Below are 22,778 nucleotides of genomic sequence, written 5' to 3' on the forward strand. Positions count from 1 at the left end.
TCAGCGCCAGCCGATCCGGCGCAGCAGCGCCAGCGATCTGGTCATGATGCGCGCGAAGGACGCATGGCTCAGCCGGCCCGGCGGGGCCAGGTTGACGAGCCGTTGACGGGCCACGGTCTGCGCCTCGGTGTACTTCAGCAGCCCCTCGCTGCCGTGCCTGCGGCCCAGCCCGGAATCACCCACGCCGCCCATCGGTGCGTCCACCGAACCCCAGGCCGCGGCGTAGCCCTCGTTGATGTTGACCGTGCCGGCGTGCAGCCGGGCCGCGACGTCGCGCCCACGCCGCGGGCTACGCGACCAGACGCTGGCGTTCAACCCGTACGCGGAGTCGTTCGCCCGCGCGATGCCGTCCTCGATGTCGACAAATCGATACACGCTGACGAGCGGACCGAACGTCTCGTCCCCGAAGCAGCGCGCTGCGGGCGGGACATCGGCGAGCACGGTCGGCTCGAAGAACAGCGGTCCGAGGTCCGGCCGCGCCCTGCCGCCGGCCAGCACCCGCGCGCCGTGGGCCACCGCGTCCTGGACGTGCGCGGTCACCGCGTCGAGCTGGGCGGCGGTGGTGAGTGAGCCCATGTCGTAGCCGAAGTCGTAGCCGCCGCCGAGACGCATCGCCCGGACCGCGTCGACGAAGCGCGTGACGAAGGCGTCGAAGATCGCGTCCTGGACATACATCCGCTCGATCGAGATGCACAGCTGGCCGGAGGAGGAGAAGCACGCCCGCACCGCGCCCTCGACCGTGCGGTCCAGGTCCGCATCGTCGAGCACCAACATCGCGTTCTTGCCGCCGAGCTCCATCGACGAGCCGATCAGCCGCGCTGCCGCCCGCTCGGCCATCCCTCGGCCGGTCGCGGTCGAGCCGGTGAACATCAGGTAGTCGGCGTTCTCGATAAGGGTGTCCCCGATCGTGGCACCGCTTCCCAGCACCAGCTGCCAGCTATCCGCGGGCAGACCGGCCTCGCGGGCCAGTTGCAACGCCCACAACGCGGTGAGCGCGGTCTGGTTGTCCGGCTTCTGCACCACCGCATTGCCCGCAATCAGCGCCGGGATGGTGTCGCCGGCGGCCAGCGCGAGCGGGTAGTTCCACGGCGAGATGACGCAGACGACGCCCTTGGGGTGCCGCAGCTCGCGGGTGGCGGTGAGGCCGGGCAGCAGCCCGGTGCGGCGCTTGGGGCGCAGCAGGCCGGCGGCGGTGCGTACGTAGTACCGCGCCGTGTTCGCGATGTCGGCGACCTCGAGGAACGCGTCGCGGCGCGACTTGCCGTTCTCGGCCTGGATCAGATCCATGATCTCGTCCTGCCGGGCCAACAGCAGGTCGTGCATCCGCAGGAAGATCGCCGCGCGCCGGCGCACCGGGGTCGCCGCCCAGGCGCGCTGCGCGGCGCGTGCGCGCACGAACGCGGCGGCGACATCGGCCGGACCGCACTGCGGCAGCTCGGCCAGCACCTCGCCGCTATACGGGGCCCTCGTGCGCTTGCTCGCCCCCGAGGTGCAACGCACCTGGCTGAGCAGCCGGTCGGTGCCGCCACCGGTCAGCACCGGCGGCAGCCCGACCGGCGCGGCGGGGACGGAGCGCTCGACGGCGGTCATGCGTCCATAGTGAACGACGTTCAGTAATCCGGCCAGCCCGGCGGCAGCACTGTGCGCGGCGCGCCGTCTCAGGCCGCGGAGTTCGCGCGCAGCGGCTTGAGCGCGTCGGCCACCCGCAGCAGTTCGTCGAGCATGGCCTTGGCGGTCCCGGTCGCGAGTTCGCCGGGCACCAGGACGCCGTCCACGATCGAGGAGGCGACGAACGGCAGCGACACCGAGGCCGGCAGCGCGAACATGTTCAGGGTGCTCACCACCGGCTTGAGCGACTGGACCGCCCGCAACCCGCCGGAGACGCCTCCGTAGCTGACGAAGCCCACCGGCTTGTACGCCCATTCGCCGTGCAGGTAGTCGATCGCGTTCTTGAGCGGTGCGGTGAAGGTGTAGTTGTACTCGGGCAGCACGAACACGAACGCGTCGGCGGCATCGACCTGCGCCGACCAGTCCTTGGTGTGCTGGTGCTGGTAGCGCCGCAGCTTGGGGTGGTTCGGTTCGTTCATCAGCGGCAACGCCAGCTCGCCCAGATCGCTCACCCGCACGTCGAAGCCGGCGTGCTGGCCGGCCAGGGCGATGAACCAGTCCGCGACGGTGGGCCCGACCCGGCCCGGCCGGGTGCTCGCGATGACGACTTGTAGAACCGGCTTACCCATCGATGGACCTCCCCGGTGATGAACTTGACGTGTCAACGGTATCGCTAGATTGATGACGCGTCAATAACTGAGCTATCATGGACGACATGCAGACCCGGTGGCTCAGTGCGGACGAGCAGCGGGCGTGGCGCGCCTACCGACGCATGTCGCTGCTCGCCGACGCCGCGATCGCGCGCGACCTGTCCCGCGAGTCCGGCCTCTCGATGCCCGACTACCAGGTGCTCTCCGCGCTGTCCGAGGCCGAGGACCGGCGCCGCCGGCTGTCCGAACTGGCAGCCAGCATGCAGTGGTCGGCCAGCCGCCTATCGCACCACGTGAGCCGCATGGAACAGCGCGGCCTGGTGATCCGCGCCGACTGCGATTCCGACGGTCGCGGCGCCTTCGTCGTGCTCACGCCCGCCGGGTACTCGGCGATCGAGCAGGCCGCCCCCGGGCACGTCGCCTCGGTACGCCGGCACCTGATCGATCTGCTCACCGCCGAGCAGCTCGCTGCGCTGACCGAACTCGGCGAGCGCGTCATCGACCACTTCGGCGAACAGCGTCCGGCGTTCCCGCTGGCCCCGACTAACTCAGCCAATCGCTGAACCGCAGGCCGGACAGCCGCTCGTACGCCTCGACGTATCTGGCGCGGGTTGCCGCCACCACGTGCTCGGGCAACGCCGGCGGCGGTTGCTCGGAACCGCGATCCCAGCCCGATTCAGCGGACTGCAGCCAGTCGCGCACGTACTGCTTGTCGAAGCTCGGCTGAGCGCCGCCCGGCCGCCACGAATCGGCCGGCCAGAAGCGCGAGGAGTCCGGCGTGAGCACCTCGTCGCCCAGCACCAACTCGCCGCTGACCGGGTCGCGCCCGAACTCGAACTTGGTGTCGGCCAGCAGGATGCCCCGCTCGGCCGCGATCTGCGCTGCGTGCCCGTAGATCCGTAGGGTCAGCTCCCGCAGCCGCGCGGCCGTCTCCGCGCCGACGGTGGCCACGACCGCCTGGTAGGATACGTTCTCGTCGTGCTCGCCCAGCTGCGCCTTGGCCGCCGGGGTGAAGATCGGCTCGGGCAGCCGGTCGCCGTCGACCAGCCCGGCCGGCAGCTCGACGCCGCACACCGCCCCGGTCGCCCGGTAGTCCAGCAGCCCGGACCCGGTGAGATAGCCGCGCGCGACCGCCTCCACCGGCACCATCTGCAACGGCCGGCACAGCATGGCGCGCCCGCGCCAGTGCGCCGGGATCGCCGGGTCGTCGACGCTGATCAGGTGGTTCGGTACGAGCGCCTCGAGCCGGGTGAACCACCAGAGGCTCATGGCGGTGAGGATCCGTCCCTTGTCCGGGATCGGCGTCTGAAGGATGAAGTCGAAGGCCGAGATGCGATCGCTCGCAACCATCAGCAGCCGGCCGTCGGCAGTGCGGTAGAGGTCACGCACCTTGCCGCTGTGCAGGTGGGTCAGACCGTCCGCGCCGCCGGCGTCATGGTCGGTGCCGTCGGTGCTGTCTGTGCTGCCAGGGAGCTCGCTCACGCGGCCAATCCTGGCACGAGCCGGGCACGCCGCTTAACGACACCGATCCCGCCCCGTCGCGCGCGGTTCGCATCGACGGATGCGGCGCGGCTACTGCCGGGGCGGGATCGGTTCGGCTGCTGCGGCCGCCAGGACTACGGTCGCAGCATGGGTGCTGGCGGGGTCACCACCACCAATCGCCGAGTGCCGAGTACGTCCCGCCGAAACCGGCGGACGTCGCGGCACTGGGCGAAGTCGTGTCTGCAGCTGCCGGAGCCGCGCTCGCGGCGAAGGCGAACCCGACCACCATGGCGAACACCGCCGCCATCCGGCGCAGCGTCGTGCGTGTCATGTCGCCCCCTTTGCGCTCTCACGATCCCGATTGACGAAAAATGAGCCTACCTGTGCCCCTTGCTGCTCGCCTGCCGAACAACTCCCTACCCATAGGATTCATTCGGGCGGACGCTATTTCAAATCCTCCAACTGGCAGCAAGTTGCCTGGCACGAAATCCCGGACGGCGATATGACCGATTCAGAAGAGCTGGGCGAGCTGGAGATAGCCCTGTACCGGTCCTTGCTCGCTGCCCCCGGCCGTCCGTCCGGCGACCTGGCGGACTCGCTCGAACTCAGCGTGGACGAGGTGCACAAGCCGCTGGCCCGGCTGACCGAGATGGGACTGGTGCGCACCGACGCCGCCGAACGCCACACCGCCGTCAGTCCGATGCTCGCCGAGGCGACCGTGCTCGGCGCCGAGGATCTCGAGCTGGGCGCCCGCCGCGCGATCCTGGAGGCCAGGCGCAACACGATCCGGCGGCTGGTGCCGGAGTGGAACGACGCGCTGACCTCGGCGGCGTACGAGACGGCCGTCGACGTCATCTCGGATCCGGCCAAGATCGGGAACGTGCTGATGCACTACGCCGACCAGTGCCGTGAGGAGTTGCTGTCCGTCGCGCCCGGACGGCTCCCGCGTACGCGCATCGACAGCCGGACCCGGATCGCGAACCTGTACTCCCTGCGCCGCGGGATCAAGACCAGGGCGCTGTACCAGCACACCGCGCTGCGCGACCGGCACACCCGCTCTTACCTGACCGAGCTTGCCGACAACGGCGCCAAGATCCGGTTCGCCCCGTCGGTGCCCGGCCGCAGCCTGGTCATCGACCAGGAGGTCGCGCTGCTGCCGATTCCCACCGAGACCGCGGGCCAGCAGGGGCTGGCCGTGGTGCGCGAGCGCAACGTGGTGGCCTGGGTGATCGCCACGTTCGAGCAACTCTGGGCCGAGGCGGTGCCGCTGGAGGAGGTCATCAGCAGGCAGAGCGAGGCGGCCGAACTCGACCAGACCAGGGCCGCGATCTTGCGGCTGATGGCCGAGGGCGAGAAGGACGAAGCGATCTCGCGGCGGCTGTCGATCTCGGTGCGCACCTGCCGCCGACACATCGCGGACTACATGGCGCAGGTGGGGGCGACCAGCCGGTTCCAGGCCGGGGTCATCGCCGCCCGCGCGGGGCACACCGACGGGCCATCGGTCGGCTGAGCGGCTGCCGTCTCGCTCAGCCGCAGTTCGCCGCCACGTAGTCCCCTATCTTCCGGGCGTCCTCCGGCAGCTTCTGGATCAGGTCCGAGAGCGCGCCCGCCGTCCCGGCACCCGGGTCGGTGAAGGCATCGCCGGCTGCCTTGAGCACGGTGGCCAGATCGTGGATCGCGGGCTTGATCTCCTCGGGGGCGCTCCGCTCGAGGTCGCTGAACACGGCCGCTTCGGCGTCGATCGCGGACTTGGCCGAGGCGGGATCGCTCATCGCGTCCCCGATCTGCCCCAGCTTGGTCTGCGCCTGCTGCAGTTTGATGCAGAATTCGCCGCCGCCGCCCGACCCGCCGGTCGCGGTGGGTGGTGCCGCGCTCGATTCGCCCGCTGTCGTCTCGCCCGAAGGCGCGGCCGCCGAGCCGCTGTCGCTGGTCGACGCCGGCTGGGTGACCGGGGCGTTGGTGCGCTGGCCGAGAGGGAGCCCACCCTTGCCATTGGTGCTGCTGCTGCAGGCGGTGAGCCCGGCGACGGCGAGCAGCGCGGCTGCGGCCGCGGCGATGCGCAACTTCATGACGGGCTCCCCTGATGAGTGCCGACTGTGTCCGAGCAGCGTAGCGATGCCCGGCGTTGCTCGGACAGGAGCGGCCGGCGCCCGATGTGATACCCGGGCGCGAGTTCGGGTGGCCGCTCGGGAGCCGACACGCCGGGCACGTACCCGCAGCGGGACCGCAGCCGAGCGTCGCAGTGGCGGAGGGCGTGGGATTCGAACCCACGGTTGGGGATCACCCAACAGCGGTTTTCAAGACCGCCGCACTAGGCCACTATGCGAGCCCTCCAAGGCTACGAACCTATCGGACTCGCCGGCTGCATCGGCCCCGCCCGACGGCGTCGGTTAGTCGGCCGCACCGGTCGGTGGAGTTCGGCCGGCCAGGGCGAGGTCGAAGCCCGCGTCGTGCGTGCCAGGCCGACCAGCGGGAGGCCCGCCCGTTCGAGGAGGTGGGCCAGTTCCAGCCCGCCGCGCCGAGGGCGCCCGCATTCCCAACGTCTCCCACGACCTACGAGCTGCCCTACGACGCCACGGTCCGTCTCAGCGAGGAGTTCGGGCCCGACCGATCCGCGCGCGTCCGTCAGGCGGCGCGCGCAGCCAGTTCTTTGCCTGCGTCGCGGGCCGACTCCAGCGCGCCTTGGTACAGGTCGTCCGCGAGTTCGGCGAACTCGTTCAGCGCGGGGTTGACACCGACCAGGGTGAACTCCCGTTCGACGACGGTGAGGTCGGCACCCCAGACGTCCTCGAGAATCCGGCGTAGGTAGCCGGTGGAGTGGTCCCAGCCCTCGCGCGGCGTCCCTGCGCCGTACGCGCCACCGCGCACCGTGCACAGCACGACCGGCTTGCCGGCGAGAAGCGGCGCTGCCCCGGCCCCGGCCCGCGGGTCCGCGATGATCAGGTCCATCCACGTCTTGACGTGCTGCGACACCCCGAAGTTGTAGAGCGGGACGGCCAGCACGATCGCGTCGGCGGCAAGCAGTTCGTCGACCAGTGCCGCCGCCAGCGCGACGGCCGCCTGCTGCTCCGGGGAGCGGGCGTCGGCAGCCACCCGGTTGCCGGCCACTGCCTGCGCCCACATATCGGCGCCCAACACGTCGACGCCGATGTGCCGCCGCTCGATGGTGTCGTGGGGATGGGCGGCCACCCATTCGGCTTCCACCACATCGGCGATCTCGCGGCTCGCCGAGCCCTCGGCACGGATGCTGGCATCAAGACGGAACAGGGGCATGTCGACCTCCAGGAGACTTCAATGTTGAAGTGACGGTTCCGTACTTCAACATTGAAGTCAAGAGGGACCGCGGCGTTCCTCGTATCCTTGCGGGCATGGCCGCCCGCTCCGTCCACCCGGCCGAACCGCGCTGGCTCTCGGACGACGAGCAGCAGGCATGGATCGCCGTCGCCTACCTCGTGCTCCAGTTGCCGGGCGCGCTGGACACCCAGCTCCAGCGCGACGCCGGCGTCAATCTGTTCGAGTATCTGGTGCTCAGCCGGCTGTCGATGGCGCCGGAGCGAACGTTGCGGATGAGCGAGCTGGCAGAGCTGACCGGCGGTTCGCTGTCCCGGCTGTCGAACGTGATCAAGCGACTGGAGCAGCGGGGATTCGTCCGCCGCGAGCCCGATCCGGGCAACGGCCGCTACACGAACGCGATCCTGTCCGGGCCGGGATGGGAGAAGGTGGTCGCCGCCGCCCCTGGCCACGCGGCCGCCGTGCGGCACCTGGTGATCGATCCGCTCGACCCGACCCAGGTTGCCGCGCTGGGCTCGATCGGCGAACGGCTGCGCACCCACATCCGTGGCGAGTGCGACGGCGCGCGCGACCGTCGACTTGCCGGTACGGACGACACCGCGGACTGCTGAGCTGGCGTCCGGGCCGGTGGCTGCGCGCCTCCGGCCCGGACGTCAGCGACTCAGGCGAGGTCGAACCGGTCGAGGTTCATGACCTTGTCCCACGCGGCCACGAAGTCGTGCACGAAGGTTTCCTTGGCGTCCGCGGCGGCGTAGTACTCCGCGACGGCGCGCAACTGGGAGTTGGCGCCGAAGACGAGGTCGACGGCGGTCGCGGTCCACTTGGCCGCACCGCTGGCGCGGTCGTGACCTTCGTAGACGTTCTCGTCGGCCGTCGACACCTTCCATTCGGTGCCCATGTCGAGCAGGTTGACGAAGAAGTCGTTCGTCAAGACGCCCGGCTGGTCGGTCAACACGCCGTGCTTCCTCTGTGCGACGTTGGCATCGAGTGCCCGCATGCCGCCGATGAGGACGGTCATCTCGGGGGCTGTCAGGTTCAGCATGTTGGCCCTGTCCAGCAGCAGCGTCTCCGGAGCGAGCTTCTCCCCGGCGTGCACGTAGCTGCGGAAACCGTCCGCGCGGGGCTCGAGCACCGCGAAGGAGTCCACGTCGGTCAGCTCCTGCGAGGCGTCGGTGCGTCCGGGCGCGAACGGCACGCTCACCTCGACTCCGGCGCGCTTCGCGGCCTGCTCGACGGCAGCGCAGCCGCCGAGCACGATCAGGTCAGCCAGTGAGACCTTCTTGCCGCCGGACTGGGCGCTGTTGAAGTCCTGCTGAACCCGCTCGAGGGCGGGCAGCACCGTGGCGAGCTCGGCAGGCTCGTTGATTTCCCAGCTGCGCTGCGGCTCCAGGCGCAGCCGCGCGCCGTTCGCGCCGCCCCGCTTGTCGGTGCCGCGGAAGCTGGCCGCCGCCGCCCAGGCGGTGCGGACCAACTGCGAGGCCGACGGCCCCGAGGCGAGCAGCTTGCCCTTGAGCGCGGCGATGTCGGCGGCGTCGATCAGCTCGTGGTCGACGGCCGGGACCGGGTCCTGCCACAGCTGCGGCTCGGGCACCCACGGGCCGAGGAAGCGCGAGACCGGCCCCATGTCGCGGTGCAACAGCTTGTACCAGGCCTTGGCGAACGCGGTCGCGAACTCGTCCGGGTGCTCCAGGAAGCGACGGGCGATCGGCTCGTAGATCGGATCCACCCGCAGCGCGACGTCGGTGACCAGCATCGTCGGCGGACGGGTGAGCTCGCCGGTCGCCGGGTCGGGCACGGTGTTGGCGCCGGCGCCGTCCTTCGCCTGGTACTGCCAGGCACCGGCCGGGCTCTTGACCAGCTCCCACTCGTAACCGAACAGGGTCTCGAAGAAGGTGTTGTCCCACGTGGTGGGCGTCGGCGTCCAGGTGACCTCGAGCCCGCTGACGATCGCATCGGCTCCCTTGCCGCTGCCGTACCTGCTCTTCCAGCCCAGACCCTGATCCTCCAGCGGCGCGGCCTCCGGCTCGGGCCCGATGTGGTCGGCGGGCCCGGCGCCGTGCGTCTTGCCGAAGGTGTGCCCGCCGGCGATCAAGGCCAGCGTCTCCTCATCGTCCATCGCCATCCGGGCGAACGTCTCGCGGATGTCCCGGGCAGCCTTCAGCGGGTCGGGCTCGCCGTTCGGGCCCTCCGGGTTGACGTAGATCAACCCCATCTGCACCGCACCCAACGGGTTGGACAGCTCGCGGTCACCGCTGTAACGCTCGTCGCCGAGCCAGCTGTCCTCAGGTCCCCAGAAGATCTCCTCGGGCTCCCAGACGTCCTCACGACCGAAACCGAAGCCGAAGGTGGTGAAACCCATCTCCTCCATCGCGACGTTGCCTGCGTACACGAGCAGGTCGGCCCAGGAGATCTTGCGGCCGTGCTTCTGCTTGACCGGCCACAGCAGCCGCCGGGCCTTGTCCAGACCCGCATTGTCCGGCCAGCTGTTGAGCGGGGCGAAGCGCTGCGCGCCCGCGCCGCCGCCGCCGCGCCCGTCGGCGATGCGGTAGGTGCCCGCCGAGTGCCAGCTCATCCGGACGAACAGCGGCCCGTAGTTGCCGTGATCGGCCGGCCACCAGTCCTGCGAGTCGGTCAGCACGTCGACGACGTCCTGCCGCAGGGCCGCCAGGTCGAGGCTGGCGAACTCCTCGGCGTAGTTGAAGTCCTCACCGAGCGGGTTGGACCGGGGCGAGTGCTGATGAAGCACCTGCAGGTTCAGCTGGTTCGGCCACCAGTCCCGGTTCGTCCGCGGTGCGGTCGCCTTCGGGGCGGGGGCTGAGATTACCGGGTTTTCGCTTTCGGACACGTCGATCGCTCTCCTGTCTGGCTGGTTAGCTCTCTCGGCTGATGGACTGGAGGGGAGCCGCTGTAGGCGCGGATCAGTCGGTGGGCGCCGCGGCGCACTCGGGGCACAGGCCCCAGTAGATGACCTCCGCCTCGTCGATCGCGAAGCCGTGGTCGTCGGACGCGGTGAGGCAGGGGGTGTCACCGACCGCGCAGTCGGCGTCGGCTATCGCACCGCACGAGCGGCAGACCACGTGATGGTGGTTGTCGCCGACCCGCGCCTCGTAGCGCGCCACCGAGTTCATCGGTTGGATGCGGCGCACCAATCCTGCCGTGGTCAGGGCGCGCAATACGTCGTAGACGGCCTGGTGCGACACATCGCCCAGCGCGGCGCGGGCCGCACCGATGAGGGCATCGGTGTCGGCGTGTGGATGCTCGTGTACCGCCGTCAGCACCGCCATCCGGGGCCGGGTCACCCGCAGCGCGGAACTCCGCAACAGGCCCTCGAGCTCTGCGGTCGTCGGCATGCTCGAAGTCTCGCCCATAATCTGGAACAGATCAAGTCCACGTCGATTCTCTCAGGTCCGGCCGCCCGCCGACGATCGTGATGTCCGGGCGGCGACCCGCGGTAGATGGCCGGTCGCCGCGTTCGGGCTTCGCCGCGCGCTCAGGGCGCAGCGGCCAGCGCTGCGCGCGCCGCCGGCAGTGCCGCGGCGCGCGCAGCCGGGTCCAGACCCACCCGGGTCCGCCGATCCAGCAGGTCGCCGACGTCCAGCGCGCCCTCGTGGCGCACCGCGAAGATCAGCTCCGCGCCGCACGTGCGCACGCCGCCGCAGACCGGCCGCAGCAGACCCGGATCGCCGCCGGCCGTCGCCTGCACGTCGACTGCCTCGCTGCCGTAACGGCCCACCAGCCGGTCGCCCGCGGCCACCCGGTCGGCGCCGGCCGCGCCCACGAGCGGCAACCGCCGGGTCACACACGGCCCGGCATCCAGCCCGGCCCGGGCGATCGCGGTGTCGACCGCGTCCTGCGCCATCCGCCGGTAGGTTGTCAGCTTGCCGCCGACGACGGTGACCAGACCGTCCGGCGCAGTCAACACCGCGTGCCGCCGGGACAGGTCCGCGGTGTCGGCCGCGCCCGAGTCCAGCAGCGGGCGCAGCCCGGAGTAGCTCCCGAGCACGTCGGCGCGGGTCAGCGGCACCTGCAGCGCCGAGCCGATCACCTCCAGCAGGAAGTCGATCTCGGCCTCCGACGCGGACGGGACGTCAGGGATCGGCCCCGGGGCATCCTCGTCGGTGAGGCCGACGTACACGCGCTCGTCCGGCGCGGGCAACGCGAACACGAACCGGCTCGCAGACCCCGGCACCGGGACGGTCAGGCCGGCGCAGAGCCCACCGAACGCGGCCTGCGGCAGCACCAGGTGGGTGCCCCGGCTCGGCCGCAACCGCACCGTCGGGTCCACCTCGCCGGCCCAGACCCCCGTCGCGTTGACCACCGCGCGGGCGGCGAGGTCGAGTCGTGCGCCGCTCAACTCGTCATGAAGCACCGCGCCGTGCCCGGTGACCTCGACCGCCGCGCAGCGGGTCAGGATGCGCGCGCCCAGCCCGGCCGCGGTCCGCGCGATCGCGACCACCAGCCGCGCATCGTCGGCCAGTTGGCCGTCCCACCCCAGCAGGCCGCCACGCAGGCCGCTCCGCGCCACGGTCGGTGCGTACCGGCGCACGTCGGCGGCGCCGATCCGGCGCGAGCGGGGCAGCACCGAGCCGGGCGTGCCGGCGGCCAGCCGCAGCGCGTCCCCGGCCGCGAACCCGGCGCGCAGCAGCGCGCTGTGGCCACGCGAGATCCCGGGCAGTAACGGCACCACCTGCGGCAGCGCGCGCACCAGGTGCGGTGCGGTGGTGGTCATCAGGATGCCGCGTTCGACCGCGCTCTCGTGCGCGATACGCACCGCTCCGGAGGCGAGGTAGCGCAGCCCGCCGTGCACGAGCTTGGAGCTCCACCGGCTGGTGCCGAACGCCAGATCGTGCTTCTCGGCGAGCACCACGGACAGCCCGCGCGCGACGGCGTCCAGCGCTACACCCGCGCCGGTCACGCCGCCGCCGACCACCAGGACGTCGACTGTCCCCCGCCCGAGTCCGTCCAGTTCGCGCGCGCGGCGGGCCGCGTTGAGCGAGGTGGCCGGATTCACGGCGTGAGGTACCGATCGAGCAGCTCGCGCAACTGCCCGTCCAGCTCGTCCAGCGAGACCCGCTCGTCGGCGAGGACCGGGCCGGTGAGCGCGAACGAGCCCGCGGCCAGCCACATCGCGCGGGCCAGGGCAGCCGGGTCGCCACTGCGGATCGACCCGTCGCCGGACCGGAGCGCGGCCTCCAGCAGGTCAAGCTGCGCGGCCGTCGATGTGCCGCGCCGCTCGAGCAGGTAGGGCAGCAGGAAGTCCGGATCGACCTCGACGATCTTGCGGGTGAGCGGGTGAGCGCGCACGCCCCGGACCACGCGCACCACCGCCTCGACCAGCGCGCCGCGCGCGTGCGGGCCATCGGCGGAGAACGCGGCAGCGGCGAGCGCGGCCAGCTCGCGCGTGGTGAGCGCGCCGACCACGGCCCGCACGTTCGGCCAGCGCCGATAGAGCGTGGCCCGCGAGACGCCGGCCCGGCGGGCGATGTCCGCGATGTTCATGCGCCGCATCCCCACCGCGAGCAACAGTTCGTAGGCGGCGTCCAGGATCTGCTGCTCGGGGATCGCATTGGCGGCGCGTGGCCCGCCCGACGCGCTCGGCGCTGCATTGCGTTGCTGCGACAGCACGTGTCACAGTGTATCAGCGAGCGGCGGCGGGAGAAGGGCGTGCGACCGTGACCGAGTCCGATCTTCCGGTCGTCCAACTGCGTCCCTACCGCTGGGGCGACCCGCAACGCCGGGCCGAACTGCCGGCCTTCGCCGCGGCCGCGCTCGGCGCACTGGGCGCGCGCCCGGCGCCACCTCCCGTCGATCCGGACGCCGCCCGGCTGCCCGACCACACGCTTGCCGACCCGGCCCGCGCCGCGCTGGAAGCGGTTGTCGGCGCCGAACACGTGACCGCCGAGCCAGCGGCCCGGGTGGCGCACACGCGCGGCTGGTCCACCCCCGACCTGCTCAAGCTGCGCGCGGGTGACGCCGACGACGCCCCGGACGCGGTCGTGCTCCCGGCCGACCACGACGAGGTGGTCCGGGTGTTGCAGGTGTGCGCCGAGCACCGGATCGCCGTGGTCCCGTTCGCGGGCGGGACGTCGGTGGTCGGCGGACTGGTAGCCGACCGCGACGCCTTCGCAGGCGTGATCGCCCTCGACGTCCGTCGCCTGGACGGGCTCGTCGGGCTCGATCCGCTCTCGCGCACCGCGACGCTGCGCGCCGGTCTGCGCGGCACCCGGGCCGAGCAACTGCTCGGCGAGCAGGGGTTCACGCTGGGCCACTTCCCGCAGTCGTACGAGGGCGCGAGCATCGGCGGATACGCGGCGACGCGCTCGGCCGGCCAGTCGTCCGCCGGCTACGGCCGCTTCGACGAGTTGGTGGTGGCGCTCGTCCTGGCAACACCGCGCGGCACCATCACGCTCGGCGCCGCGCCCCAGTCGGCCGCCGGGCCGGATCTGCGCCAGCTCGTGCTCGGCTCGGAGGGCACGCTCGGGGTGATCACGTCGGTGACCGTCCGGATCCGGCCGCGGCCCGCGCTGCGGGTGTTCGACGGCTGGCGGTTCGACACCTTCGCGGCCGGGGCGGCCGCCCTGCGCGCGTTGGCCCAGGACGGCCCGCTGCCGACGGTGCTGCGCCTGTCGGACGAGGCCGAGACGGCGGTAAATCTGGCCGACCCCGGCGCGGGCGGCAGCGGCGGTTGCCTGGCCATCGCCGGGTACGAGGGAACCGCGGCCGACGTCGCGGCCCGCCGGGCCGGCGCAAGCGCGGTGCTCGCAGCGGCCGGCGGCGAGAACCTCGGCACCGCCCCGGGGGAGGCGTGGCGGGCGGGCCGCTATCAGGCGCCGTACCTGCGTGACCCGCTCCTGGACGCCGGAGCGCTGGTCGAGACGCTGGAGACGGCGACGTTCTGGTCCGGTCTCGAGGCGCTGCGCGGCGCAGTGAGCGCCGCCCTGACCGAGACGCTGACCCGGCAGGGCACGCCACCTGTCGTCCTGTGTCACATCTCGCACGTCTACGAGACCGGTGCATCGCTGTACTTCACCGTGCTCTGCGCCCTGGGACCCGACCCGCTCGCTCAATGGGCCGCCGCCAAGCACGCCGCCACGGCCGCGATCCGGGCGGCGGGGGCCACGATCACCCACCACCACGGTGTCGGCACCGATCACCGCGACGCCTACCGGGACGAGATCGGCCCGCTCGCCCTCGAGGCGCTGCGCGCGGTGAAGCGCACGCTCGACCCGGCCGGCATCCTCAACCCCGGCGTCCTGGTCGGGTGAGGCCGTGCGCGCGTTCACCGCACTGATCAACCCGATCGCCGGCGGCGGACGGGCTACCCGGCACTGGGCGCCGGTGGCCGCGCGGCTCGCCACGGCCGGCGCTGACGTGCGGGTCGAGCTCACACGAAGCGGCGAGCACGCGCGGCAGGAGGCGCAGGCCGCGGCAGGCGCGGGCCGCGTCGTCATTGCCGTGGGTGGGGACGGCCTGGTGCGGGATGTGGCCGGCGGTGTGGTCCCCGGCGGCGGGCTCATGGGTATCGTCCCCGCCGGGCGCGGCAACGACCTCGCGCTGGCGCTGCGCCTGCCCGCGGACCCGGACAGCCTCGCCGAGCTACTGCTGGGCGCAGAGCCGCGGACGATCGACGCGATCGAGGCGGACCGAGGTACCCCCGGCAGCCAGGGCACAGCCGCGGGGGGCGTGATCGTGCCGGGCAACGTCTACGCCGGCATCGACTCGGTGGCCAGCGAGATCATCAACGCGAGCCGGTGGCTGCCGGCCCTGGTGGCCTACCGGCTGGCTCCCGTGCGCGCGATCGCCGGCTGGCACCCGCCGGTCTTCACGCTCACCCTCGACGGCGTCACCAGCACGCTCCGGGCGCACACCGTGGTCGTCGGCAACTCCGGCCGCTACGGGCACGGCCTGCACATCGTGCCTCCGGCGCTCGTCGACGACGGGCTGCTGCACGTGATGACGGTCGGCGCCGGGCCGCGTCGCGCGGTGATCTCGTTCCTGCGCCAGGCGGGGCACGGCGGCCACGTGCACCGGCCGGAGGTCGAGATCCGCACCGCCCGCGAGGTCACGATCGCCGCCGATCGTCCGCTGCCGGTGGGGGCGGACGGCGACGGGCTGGGCCGGCTGCCGATCACCGTCCGGATCCGGCCGGGCGCGTTGCGCCTGATCGCTCCGCCGCCGGAGGCGCACGCCACTTGAACGCGACGCGGCCGCGACGTCCGTCTAGAGTCGCAGGCAGTCCAGCGTCCCGGAGGCCGGCGTGTTGCATGGCGAGAAGCGCCAGATCGCTGATCAACTGGCGCAGTCGGTGGCCTTCGCCGGTTGCAGCCGCGACGACATCGAGGCGCTGGTCGCCGCGGGCAAGCAGACCTCGTTCCCGGACGGCTGGCCGTTCGTGCAAGAGGGCACCCCGGCCGACGCCTGCTACGTGCTGCTGTCCGGCACCGCCCGCGTCTTCCGCGGCCGGCAGGAGATCGCGGTGCTGGGCATCGGCGACATCATCGGCGAGATGGCCTTCGTCGAGGGCGGCCAGCGCACCGCGACCGTCTCGGCGGGCGGGCACGGCAGCGCACTGCGGGTGGAGTACGACGCGCTGCGCGAACTGCTCGCCGCCCGTCCGACACTGCGCGAGACGATGCTCACCGTCTACAACTCCCGGCACCCCAGCGGCTGATGGATACCCCCAGGACCCTTCCCCCAGCGGCTGACCCGCGTCCCACCTGCTTCCCCCATCGGCTGACGAGGCCGCGCCCGCTTCCCCCATCGGCTGACGAGATCTCGGCGCCGAATTCGGGAACTGGGTGGGGCAAGCGCGCGAAGGGCTGCAACTGGGTGGGGCAAGGTCACTCCACACCCGCTTCCCCCATCAGCTGACCACCCCGCGCCCGCTTCCCCCATCAGCTGACGAGAACTCGGCGCCGAATTCGGGAACTGGGTGGGGCAAGCGCGCGAAGGCCCGCAACTGGGCGGGGCAAGCGCGCGCCGCGCCGGGCCCCCACCAGCGGACGATTCCGTCCCCAGGACCACGCGCGTGCGTGGCCGTCGGGTAGTGATCAGGCGTCGAGCAGATGGGCGCGCAGCGCCGCCGCGTCCTGCTCGGTCCAGCCGTGGCTGCGCAACCAACCGCCGACGCCGTCGTACTTGGCGGTGATCGCGTCGAGCAACGCCCACATGGTCTCCGGACGGGTGCGGTGCTTGTCGATCTGCTGCCCGTCCAGGTCGCCGGCGTAGGTGCGTGAGGCCAGCAGCCGGGCGAAGATCGCTTCGATCCGCTCGCTGCTGAGCGCATAGTCGGCGACGATCTCCTCGCGCGGCACGCCCACTTCCGCCAGCGCGAGCGCGGTAACCACACCGGTGCGGTCCTTGCCGGCGGCGCAGTGCACGATCGTGGCCCCGTCGGTGCCGGCGATCAGGCGCAGCGCGGCCAGCGCCGAGTCGGGGCGGTCCTCCAGGTAGCCCAGGTAGACCGCGGCCGCGCCGTGGCGTTGGGCCCCGTCGTCCCGACGCTGCTGCCACGGCAGAACGATCGGCTGCTGCGGATCACCGTCCGGGTCTTCGTCCAGTGCCGCGGCGTCAGTGTTGTGTCCGGCCTCGGGGAACAGCGACAGGTGGGCGATCCGGACCCGCGGTTCGGCGGTCAGCGGGCCTGGTCCTTCGGCGTCGACCTCGACACCGGTGCGCAGATCGGCGACCGCGCGCACCCGATGGTTGTCCACGAGGACGCGGATGTCCGCTCGGCTCAGGCCCTGCAGGTTGTCCGACCGGATCAGCCGGTCCGGTCGTACCCGGCTGCCGTCGACGGTCGGCAAGCCACCCAGATCACGCGCGTTGACCGCACCGTCGAGCTCGATCCAGCGCGAATCCGTCACGCCCTCGACCCTACCGACCTGCTTCACGACCTCGCCGAGTGGCGACTCCCGGCTCCCAGTGGCGACCTACGGCGCGCCACTCGAGGTGGTAGGTCGCCACTCGGCGGAGCTGTGAGCGGTTCAGAAGGAGGCCTCGGAGACGTCCATCAGGGAGTTGTCGGTTGCCTCGACGACCTGGCGGCGCGCGGTCAGTTCGGGAAGGACGGTCTGGGCGAAGAACCGCGCCACCGCCGGCTTGCCCGCGTAGAACGCGCGTTCCGGGGCGGACAGGGCCGCCGCGGAACCGTCGCCATCGGCGTCCAGCTTCGTCAGCGCGACGGACGCCTGGCGCAGCAGAAGGTAGCCGACCATGAGATCGCCGGCCGACAGCAGCAGCCGGGTGGTGTTCTGGCCGACCTTGTAGACGTTGGCGACGTCCTCCTGCCCGCTCATCAGCTGCCCGAACATCGCCGCGACCATGGCGCCGAAGTCCTCGAGGGCCTTCTGCAGCGCGCCGCGCTCCTCCTTCAGCCGGCCCTCGTCCTCGATCGACGCCAGGAATGCGGTGATCTCGCCGGACAGCGCGCCGAGCGCGGCCCCCTTGTTCCTGACGATCTTGCGGAAGAAGAAGTCCTGGCCCTGGATCGCGGTGGTGCCCTCGTACAGGGTGTCGATCTTGGCGTCGCGGATGTACTGCTCCAGCGGGTAGTCCTGCAGGTAGCCCGAGCCGCCGAAGGTCTGCAGCGCCTGGGCCAGCTGGTCGTAGGAACGCTCCGAGCCGGCCCCCTTGACGATCGGCAGCAACAGGTCGTTGATCGCCTCGTCCAGGGTGTTGTCCGTGCCGGCGGCGTGGCCGATGACGATCCGGTCCTGCACGGTGGCCGTGTAGTAGACGAGTGCGCGCAAGCCCTCCGCGTACGCCTTGTTGAGCATCAGGCTGCGGCGCACGTCCGGGTGGTGGATGATCGTGACGCGCGGCGCGCTCTTGTCGCTGCTGCGGGTCAGGTCAGCGGACTGCACCCGGGTCCTGGCGAACTCCAAGGCGTTCAGGTACCCGGTGGACAGCGTCGCGATGGCCTTGGTCCCCACCATCATCCGGGCGTGCTCGATCACCTGGAACATCTGCGCGATGCCGTCGTGGACGTCGCCGACGAGCCAGCCCTTGGCCGGGATGTCCGGGTTCTCACCGAAGCGCAGCTCGCAGGTGGTGGAGGCCTTCAGCCCCATCTTGTGCTCGACGTTGGTGACGTACACGCCGTTGCGCTCGCCGAGCTCGCCGGTCTCCACATCGAAGTGGAACTTCGGCACGACGAACAGCGACAGCCCCTTGGTGCCCGGGGCCGCGCCCTCCGGACGGGCCAGCACCAGGTGCACGATGTTCTCGGTGATGTCCTGCTCGGCCGACGTGATGAACCGCTTCACGCCCTCGATGTGCCAGGACCCGTCGGGCTGCTCGATCGCCTTGGTGCGCCCGGCACCGACGTCCGAACCGGCGTCCGGCTCGGTCAGCACCATGGTGGCGCCCCAGCCGCGGTCGATCATGCGCTGGGCCATCTTGCGCTGCGTCTCGTTGCCGTTGGCGTAGAGGATGCCGGCGAACGGCGCGCCGGCCATGTACATGTGCAGGGACGGATTGGACCCGAGGACCTGCTCGGCGACAGCCCAGACGACGGTGCGCGGCACGAGCTGGCCGCCCAGCTCGGGGATCGTCTCGACCCGCCACCACTCGCTGTCGTACAGCGCGCGCCAGGACTTCTTGAGCGACTCCGGCAGGCGCACCGAGTTGGTGTCCGGGTCGAACACCGGCGGGTTGCGGTCGGCGTCGGCGAACGACTCGGCCAGCGGACCCTCGGCGAGCTTGGCGACCTCGCGGATGATGCCGCGCATCGTGTCGGTGTCCAGGTCGGCGAACGGCCCACTGCCCAGCACCCGGTCGGTGCCGAACACCTCGAACAGGTTGAACTCGATGTCCCGGACGTTGCTCTTGAAGTGGCCCATGGCTCGTCTCCCTGGTGCTCTTTCCCGTGCGGAGACCGCCTCGGGAAGCGGGGTTACCGGTCAGTAACTTCCAATGGTATTACTGACCGGTAACCCGTGCAAGGCCGGGGCGGGCTGTCGGTGCCGGTCCGGCCGGACGCCTACCGGACCGCCCGCAGCAGGGCCCGCCAGGTCGGCACGTTGAGCACGCCCGTGCTCGCCAGGTCGTGGCTGCGCTGGAAGGCCTGCACCGCGGTACGGGTGGCGGTGCCGAACGTGCCGGACGCGCTGATGTGCAGTGCGCTCTGCACAGCGCTCACGGCCGGACCGCGCGAGCCGCGCAGCAGCCGCGCCCCGGAGTAGCGCACCAGGGCGGCCTTCGTCGCGGACGCATGTGCCGGCGCCGGGACGCTGCGGTAGTAGGGGCACGGCTGTGGGTTCGCCCGGCGTCGCGGCGTCGCCCAGTTCAGGTCGGCTGCCCGGCAGGGACCGAAGTCGGTCGCGGCCACCGCGCTGCCCCAGAACGTGGTCGTGCCCATCGCCCCGTTCCAGCCCAACGAGATGTGCATGTGGTCACGGTGGCAGGAGGTGTCGTAACCGCGCCCGGGTTGCTTGGCGCAGTTGTTGTACGGCTCCCACTTGCCGTCCCAGGAGCCCCAGATCCGGTTGTTGTAGATCAGGTACATGACACCGAGGCGGCGGGCCATCGCGAAGCGGTTGCCCTGTGCGTCGGTGGCGAGCAGCCAGGCGATCACGGCCCTGGCGTCGGCATAGGTGCGCTTGTTGCGGATCGACACCATCCAGTCGATCGCGCGGCCGTCGTAGTGCTCGCTGATCGTCCCGTCGGTTCCGCAGGAGTACGCCGAGCCGTAGTAGGTGCCGGGGTAGGTGTGCACCAGTAGGTCGGCCAGCCGCTTGGTGCCCGGCTTGATGACCGGGTCGCACGAGACGTCGGCGGCGTAGGCGGCCAGCGGTTCGATGGCCGCAGGCAGGTGCGCGGGCGCCTGCGGTCGGGCCACGGCGGAGGCGGGGCCGGCGAGGACGAGGCCGGCGAGCGCACAGGTGACGGCGATCGCGGCGGCGAGGAGACGGCGGGACATTGGCGGACCTTCAGTTCGGACGGCGTCCCCCGCCGCTGATCATGATCGGTGATCCTGACCCGATTGTGCAACTTCCGGGGGTCTCAGACCGCAGGACGTTGCACGATCGGGTCAGAGCACGCGGAGCCGGACCGTCTCCGGAAGAGCGCGCAGCTCGTCGAGCATCTCCGCGGTCAGGCTCGCGTCGACATCGGTGACCACGTAGCCGTACTCGCCGCGCGTACCCAGCAGTTGCGCCTCGACGTTCACCTTGTGCTCGGCGAACACCCCGTTGACCGTCGCCATCACACCCGGCACGTTGCGGTGGATCAGGATCAGCCGGCTGGTGTCCGGGGCCTGTGGCAGCGCCAGGCCGGGCAGGTTCACGCTCATCGCGGTGGCGCCGTCCAGCACGAAGTCGCGGAACTTGCCGGCGACGAACCGGCCGATGTCCTGCTGGGCCTCCTCGGTCGAGCCGCCGATGTGCGGGGTGAGGATCACGTTGTCCAGGCCGCGCAACTCGGACACGAACTCATCCCCGCGGCCCTTGGGCTCCTTCGGAAAGACGTCGACGGCTGCGCCGGCGATGTGCCCGGCCTGGATGTGCCGGCGCAGCGCGGCGTAGTCGACCACGAACCCCCGGGACAGGTTCAGGAACAGCGAGCCGGGGCGCATCTGGGCGAACTCGGCCTCGCCGAACAGGTTCTTGTTGGACGGCCGGCCGTCCACATGCAGCGTGAGCACGTCGGCCTGCGCGAGCAGTTCGGCGAGCGAGATGCAGCGCCGCGCATTGCCCAGTGCGAGCTTGTCCGCGGTGTCGTAGAACAGCACCTTCATGCCCAGGTTCTCGGCGAGCACGGACAGCTGGGTGCCGATGTTGCCGTACCCGATGATGCCGAGGGTGCGGCCGCGCACCTCGTGGGCGCCCTCGGCACTCTTGTCCCAGACGCCGGCGTGCATCAGGGCGTTCTTCTCGGTCATCCGCCGCGTCATCGAGATGATCTCGGCGATCGCCAGCTCCACCACCGACCGGGTGTTGGAGAACGGCGCGTTGAAGACGGTGATGCCGCGCTCGGAGGCGGCGTCCAGGTCGATCTGGTTGGTGCCGATGCAGAACGCGCCGATTCCCACCAGATCGGGCGCGGCGTCCAGCACGCGTGCGGTGACCTGGGTCTTGGAGCGAAGCCCGAGCAGGTTCACCCCGGCGACCCGCTCGACGAGTTCGTCCTCGTCCAGCGCCCGCGACACCGATTCGACCTCGAAGCCGGCCGAGGTCAGGATCGCCTCTGCGTCGGGATGGATCTGTTCGAGCAGCAGGACGCGGACGGGATTCTGGGTCACCGGCCGATTCTATGGCTCGCCCCCGCCCGGGATTCCCGGACGGGGGCGAGTTCAGGTCTGGTCAGACGCGGCTCATCCGGCCGCGCGAACCGACCCGACGGTAGATCAGCAGCGCGATCACGGCACCGATGATCGAGCCGATGATGCCGGCCGGCTGCAGCGCGCCCTGCGACTTGTCGTGATGGAACAGCACGTAGCCCAGGAAGCCGCCGATGAACGAGCCGACGATGCCGAGCAGGATCGTGCCGCCGATGCCGATCGGGTCCCGGCCGGGGACCAGCAGCCGGGCGAGTGCGCCGGCGATCAGGCCGATGATGATGAGCGAGATGATCAGGCCGAGCATGGGAACCTCCTGGGGGTCCGGTGTGGTCCGATGTGCCTACCCTGGGTCCATGATCGGTAAACGCCGGTCACACAGCCTTACCCAGCCGACGCACGGCTGACTCCCACCCCGCCCCTGGTGTCGGCTCCGTACCTTGCGATCTCGCGGGCCAGATCCAGCGGCCGGATGCTCGTGCGGCCGGCCAGTGCCGCGTCGTCCAGCAGGTCGCGCGGCACGATCCAGGCGATCTCGAACTCCAGGCCGTCCGGGTCGTGTCCGTAGAGCGACTTGGTGGTGCTGTGGTCGGACGCGCCGCCGAGCGCGCCGGCCGCGGCGAGCTTGCCGGCCAGCGCCTGCAGATCGGCGAGCGTGTCGACCTCCCAGGCCAGGTGGTACAGCCCGACCGAGCCGCGGCCGGCACCCGAGTCCGCCGCCGCGGCACCGACCTCGAACAGGCCCAGGTCGTGATCGTTGGTGGAGTCCGGCGCACGCAAGAAGGCGGCGCCGCGCAGTTCGGCCATCCCCTCGATCGGGGTGAACCCGAGGACGTCGCGGTAGAACTCGACGCTACGGCGCACGTCGCGCACGTACAGGACGGCGTGATTGAGGCGGTGGATGGCCATGACGGCTCCTTGACGAGGCGAAACGGGAACACTAGCGCAAGCTAGTTGAGTATTCAACTATTCCCGGGACCGCTATCTCGTATTCTCTGCCCATGTCGACTGCGCGCTGGCTGAGTCCTGACGAACAGCGGGCCTGGCGCGCCTATCTCGAGGCCACCACCTTGCTGTTCGACGCGCTGGATCGCCAACTGCAGAGCGAGGCCGGCATGCCACACGGCTACTACGAGATCCTGGTCCGGCTGAGCGAGGCCGAGGGCCGGGCGATGCGGATGAGCGACCTGGCCGACAAGACCCGCTCCTCTCGCAGCCGTCTCTCGCACGCCGTGGCCCGGCTGCAGGAACGCGGCTGGGTCGAGCGCGCCGGCGTGCCGAACGACCGCCGCGGCCAGCTCGCACGGCTCACCGACGAGGGCTTCGCGGTGCTGGCCGGCGCGGCCCCCGGCCACGTCCGGGCCGTCCGCGCGGCAGTCATCGACCGGCTCTCCCCCGAGCAGATCGGCCAGCTCGAGCGCATCGGGCAGGCGATCGTCGCCGGGCTGGCCGAACCGGGCTGAACCCGC

23 protein-coding genes and 1 tRNA gene are annotated in these 22,778 nt (G+C 71.3%); 7 read left to right on the top strand and 17 right to left on the bottom strand.

The window, feature by feature from the left end:
- Positions 1–1,590, bottom strand: coding sequence for a succinic semialdehyde dehydrogenase (locus tag M6B22_RS11555; protein WP_269441700.1), 1,590 nt, complete (start codon positions 1,588–1,590; stop codon positions 1–3).
- Between the two features lie 68 nt (positions 1,591–1,658).
- A complete protein-coding gene (locus M6B22_RS11560) occupies positions 1,659–2,237 on the bottom strand; it encodes an NADPH-dependent FMN reductase (RefSeq protein WP_269441701.1) in 579 nt (192 codons plus the stop codon).
- Positions 2,238–2,323: 86 nt separating this feature from the next.
- Between M6B22_RS11560 and M6B22_RS11565 the strand changes: the two genes are divergently transcribed.
- Positions 2,324–2,821: a MarR family winged helix-turn-helix transcriptional regulator gene (locus tag M6B22_RS11565; protein ID WP_269441702.1), complete on the top strand. Its 498-nt coding sequence runs from the start codon at positions 2,324–2,326 to the stop codon at positions 2,819–2,821.
- On the opposite strand, the gene M6B22_RS11570 is transcribed toward M6B22_RS11565, so the two are convergent.
- Together M6B22_RS11570 and M6B22_RS11575 are read right to left on the bottom strand one after the other, a co-directional pair.
- The gene (locus tag M6B22_RS11570) at positions 2,802–3,671 is read right to left on the bottom strand and encodes a phosphoribosylaminoimidazolesuccinocarboxamide synthase (protein WP_407935688.1); all 870 of its coding nucleotides are present in this window, start codon (positions 3,669–3,671) and stop codon (positions 2,802–2,804) included. The genes M6B22_RS11565 and M6B22_RS11570 overlap by 20 nt on opposite strands.
- A gap of 232 nt (positions 3,672–3,903) precedes the next feature.
- Positions 3,904–4,071, bottom strand: coding sequence for a hypothetical protein (locus tag M6B22_RS11575; RefSeq protein ID WP_269441704.1), 168 nt, complete (start codon positions 4,069–4,071; stop codon positions 3,904–3,906).
- Positions 4,072–4,242: 171 nt separating this feature from the next.
- On the opposite strand from M6B22_RS11575, the gene M6B22_RS11580 reads away from it, so the two are divergent.
- Entirely contained in the window at positions 4,243–5,250 is a 1,008-nt protein-coding gene (locus tag M6B22_RS11580; protein WP_269441705.1) for a helix-turn-helix transcriptional regulator, read from the top strand.
- A 16-nt stretch (positions 5,251–5,266) separates the two neighbouring features.
- Here the strand turns inward: M6B22_RS11580 and M6B22_RS11585 are convergent, their stop codons facing one another.
- The 3 genes from M6B22_RS11585 to M6B22_RS11595 form a co-directional block, all read right to left on the bottom strand.
- Positions 5,267–5,809 (bottom strand): hypothetical protein, encoded by a 543-nt coding sequence (locus tag M6B22_RS11585; protein WP_269441706.1) that lies wholly within the window; start codon positions 5,807–5,809, stop codon positions 5,267–5,269.
- 174 nt (positions 5,810–5,983) lie between these two features.
- A tRNA-Ser gene (locus M6B22_RS11590) sits at positions 5,984–6,074 on the bottom strand.
- A gap of 291 nt (positions 6,075–6,365) precedes the next feature.
- Positions 6,366–7,013, bottom strand: a complete 648-nt coding sequence (locus tag M6B22_RS11595) for an FMN-dependent NADH-azoreductase (RefSeq protein WP_269441707.1) — start codon at positions 7,011–7,013, stop codon at positions 6,366–6,368.
- A gap of 95 nt (positions 7,014–7,108) precedes the next feature.
- Between M6B22_RS11595 and M6B22_RS11600 the strand changes: the two genes are divergently transcribed.
- Complete coding sequence (locus tag M6B22_RS11600) at positions 7,109–7,642, top strand: MarR family winged helix-turn-helix transcriptional regulator (RefSeq protein ID WP_269441708.1); 534 nt, start codon at positions 7,109–7,111, stop codon at positions 7,640–7,642.
- A gap of 50 nt (positions 7,643–7,692) precedes the next feature.
- On the opposite strand, the gene katG is transcribed toward M6B22_RS11600, so the two are convergent.
- From katG to M6B22_RS11620, 4 genes are all read right to left on the bottom strand, one after another.
- On the bottom strand, positions 7,693–9,882 hold the full coding sequence (katG, locus tag M6B22_RS11605) for a catalase/peroxidase HPI (protein ID WP_407935689.1): 2,190 nt from the start codon (positions 9,880–9,882) through the stop codon (positions 7,693–7,695).
- 67 nt (positions 9,883–9,949) lie between these two features.
- On the bottom strand, positions 9,950–10,381 hold the full coding sequence (locus M6B22_RS11610; RefSeq protein WP_269441710.1) for a Fur family transcriptional regulator: 432 nt from the start codon (positions 10,379–10,381) through the stop codon (positions 9,950–9,952).
- 140 nt (positions 10,382–10,521) lie between these two features.
- Positions 10,522–12,042: a glycerol-3-phosphate dehydrogenase/oxidase gene (locus tag M6B22_RS11615; protein WP_269441711.1), complete on the bottom strand. Its 1,521-nt coding sequence runs from the start codon at positions 12,040–12,042 to the stop codon at positions 10,522–10,524.
- Positions 12,039–12,656 carry a TetR/AcrR family transcriptional regulator gene (locus M6B22_RS11620; RefSeq protein WP_269441712.1) on the bottom strand — a complete coding sequence of 206 codons (618 nt, stop codon included), beginning with the start codon at positions 12,654–12,656 and terminating at the stop codon, positions 12,039–12,041. The genes M6B22_RS11615 and M6B22_RS11620 overlap by 4 nt, the downstream gene beginning before the upstream one ends.
- A gap of 47 nt (positions 12,657–12,703) precedes the next feature.
- Here M6B22_RS11620 and M6B22_RS11625 point away from each other — a divergent pair, with 47 nt between their 5' ends.
- From M6B22_RS11625 to M6B22_RS11635, 3 genes are all read left to right on the top strand, one after another.
- On the top strand, positions 12,704–14,296 hold the full coding sequence (locus M6B22_RS11625) for an FAD-binding oxidoreductase (protein WP_269441713.1): 1,593 nt from the start codon (positions 12,704–12,706) through the stop codon (positions 14,294–14,296).
- Between the two features lie 4 nt (positions 14,297–14,300).
- Positions 14,301–15,227, top strand: a complete 927-nt coding sequence (locus M6B22_RS11630; protein WP_269441714.1) for a diacylglycerol/lipid kinase family protein — start codon at positions 14,301–14,303, stop codon at positions 15,225–15,227.
- A gap of 61 nt (positions 15,228–15,288) precedes the next feature.
- Positions 15,289–15,702: a Crp/Fnr family transcriptional regulator gene (locus M6B22_RS11635; RefSeq protein ID WP_269441715.1), complete on the top strand. Its 414-nt coding sequence runs from the start codon at positions 15,289–15,291 to the stop codon at positions 15,700–15,702.
- 379 nt (positions 15,703–16,081) lie between these two features.
- Here the strand turns inward: M6B22_RS11635 and M6B22_RS11640 are convergent, their stop codons facing one another.
- The 6 genes from M6B22_RS11640 to M6B22_RS11665 all read right to left on the bottom strand — a co-directional run bounded on the left by M6B22_RS11640 (position 16,082) and on the right by M6B22_RS11665 (position 22,218).
- The gene (locus tag M6B22_RS11640; RefSeq protein WP_269441716.1) at positions 16,082–16,897 is read right to left on the bottom strand and encodes a tyrosine-protein phosphatase; all 816 of its coding nucleotides are present in this window, start codon (positions 16,895–16,897) and stop codon (positions 16,082–16,084) included.
- A gap of 120 nt (positions 16,898–17,017) precedes the next feature.
- Positions 17,018–18,874, bottom strand: a complete 1,857-nt coding sequence (locus M6B22_RS11645; RefSeq protein WP_269441717.1) for an acyl-CoA dehydrogenase — start codon at positions 18,872–18,874, stop codon at positions 17,018–17,020.
- 140 nt (positions 18,875–19,014) lie between these two features.
- Positions 19,015–19,953, bottom strand: a complete 939-nt coding sequence (locus tag M6B22_RS11650) for a peptidoglycan-binding domain-containing protein (protein WP_269441718.1) — start codon at positions 19,951–19,953, stop codon at positions 19,015–19,017.
- A 111-nt stretch (positions 19,954–20,064) separates the two neighbouring features.
- Positions 20,065–21,273 (bottom strand): phosphoglycerate dehydrogenase, encoded by a 1,209-nt coding sequence (gene serA, locus M6B22_RS11655; protein ID WP_269441719.1) that lies wholly within the window; start codon positions 21,271–21,273, stop codon positions 20,065–20,067.
- Between the two features lie 61 nt (positions 21,274–21,334).
- Positions 21,335–21,616 carry a GlsB/YeaQ/YmgE family stress response membrane protein gene (locus M6B22_RS11660; protein WP_269441720.1) on the bottom strand — a complete coding sequence of 94 codons (282 nt, stop codon included), beginning with the start codon at positions 21,614–21,616 and terminating at the stop codon, positions 21,335–21,337.
- Positions 21,617–21,693: 77 nt separating this feature from the next.
- The gene (locus M6B22_RS11665) at positions 21,694–22,218 is read right to left on the bottom strand and encodes a VOC family protein (RefSeq protein WP_269441721.1); all 525 of its coding nucleotides are present in this window, start codon (positions 22,216–22,218) and stop codon (positions 21,694–21,696) included.
- Positions 22,219–22,310: 92 nt separating this feature from the next.
- Between M6B22_RS11665 and M6B22_RS11670 the strand changes: the two genes are divergently transcribed.
- Complete coding sequence (locus M6B22_RS11670) at positions 22,311–22,772, top strand: MarR family winged helix-turn-helix transcriptional regulator (protein ID WP_269441722.1); 462 nt, start codon at positions 22,311–22,313, stop codon at positions 22,770–22,772.
- Positions 22,773–22,778 lie beyond the last annotated feature (6 nt).

The organism is Jatrophihabitans cynanchi (assembly GCF_027247405.1).
Lineage (GTDB): Bacteria > Actinomycetota > Actinomycetes > Mycobacteriales > Jatrophihabitantaceae > Jatrophihabitans_B > Jatrophihabitans_B cynanchi.

Bases quoted from the DNA above. Each gene is read 5' to 3' on its own strand.
- M6B22_RS11595 (WP_269441707.1), bottom strand. From the start codon at position 7,013: ATGCCCCTGTTCCGTCTTGATGCCAGCATCCGTGCCGAGGGCTCGGCG.
- M6B22_RS11585 (WP_269441706.1), bottom strand. From the start codon at position 5,809: ATGAAGTTGCGCATCGCCGCGGCCGCAGCCGCGCTGCTCGCCGTCGCC.
- M6B22_RS11660 (WP_269441720.1), bottom strand. From the start codon at position 21,616: ATGCTCGGCCTGATCATCTCGCTCATCATCATCGGCCTGATCGCCGGC.
- M6B22_RS11670 (WP_269441722.1), top strand. From the start codon at position 22,311: ATGTCGACTGCGCGCTGGCTGAGTCCTGACGAACAGCGGGCCTGGCGC.
- M6B22_RS11650 (WP_269441718.1), bottom strand. From the start codon at position 19,953: ATGTCCCGCCGTCTCCTCGCCGCCGCGATCGCCGTCACCTGTGCGCTC.
- M6B22_RS11600 (WP_269441708.1), top strand. From the start codon at position 7,109: ATGGCCGCCCGCTCCGTCCACCCGGCCGAACCGCGCTGGCTCTCGGAC.
- M6B22_RS11555 (WP_269441700.1), bottom strand. From the start codon at position 1,590: ATGACCGCCGTCGAGCGCTCCGTCCCCGCCGCGCCGGTCGGGCTGCCG.
- M6B22_RS11580 (WP_269441705.1), top strand. From the start codon at position 4,243: ATGACCGATTCAGAAGAGCTGGGCGAGCTGGAGATAGCCCTGTACCGG.
- M6B22_RS11645 (WP_269441717.1), bottom strand. From the start codon at position 18,874: ATGGGCCACTTCAAGAGCAACGTCCGGGACATCGAGTTCAACCTGTTC.
- M6B22_RS11575 (WP_269441704.1), bottom strand. From the start codon at position 4,071: ATGACACGCACGACGCTGCGCCGGATGGCGGCGGTGTTCGCCATGGTG.
- M6B22_RS11665 (WP_269441721.1), bottom strand. From the start codon at position 22,218: ATGGCCATCCACCGCCTCAATCACGCCGTCCTGTACGTGCGCGACGTG.
- M6B22_RS11560 (WP_269441701.1), bottom strand. From the start codon at position 2,237: ATGGGTAAGCCGGTTCTACAAGTCGTCATCGCGAGCACCCGGCCGGGC.
- M6B22_RS11610 (WP_269441710.1), bottom strand. From the start codon at position 10,381: ATGCCGACGACCGCAGAGCTCGAGGGCCTGTTGCGGAGTTCCGCGCTG.
- M6B22_RS11565 (WP_269441702.1), top strand. From the start codon at position 2,324: ATGCAGACCCGGTGGCTCAGTGCGGACGAGCAGCGGGCGTGGCGCGCC.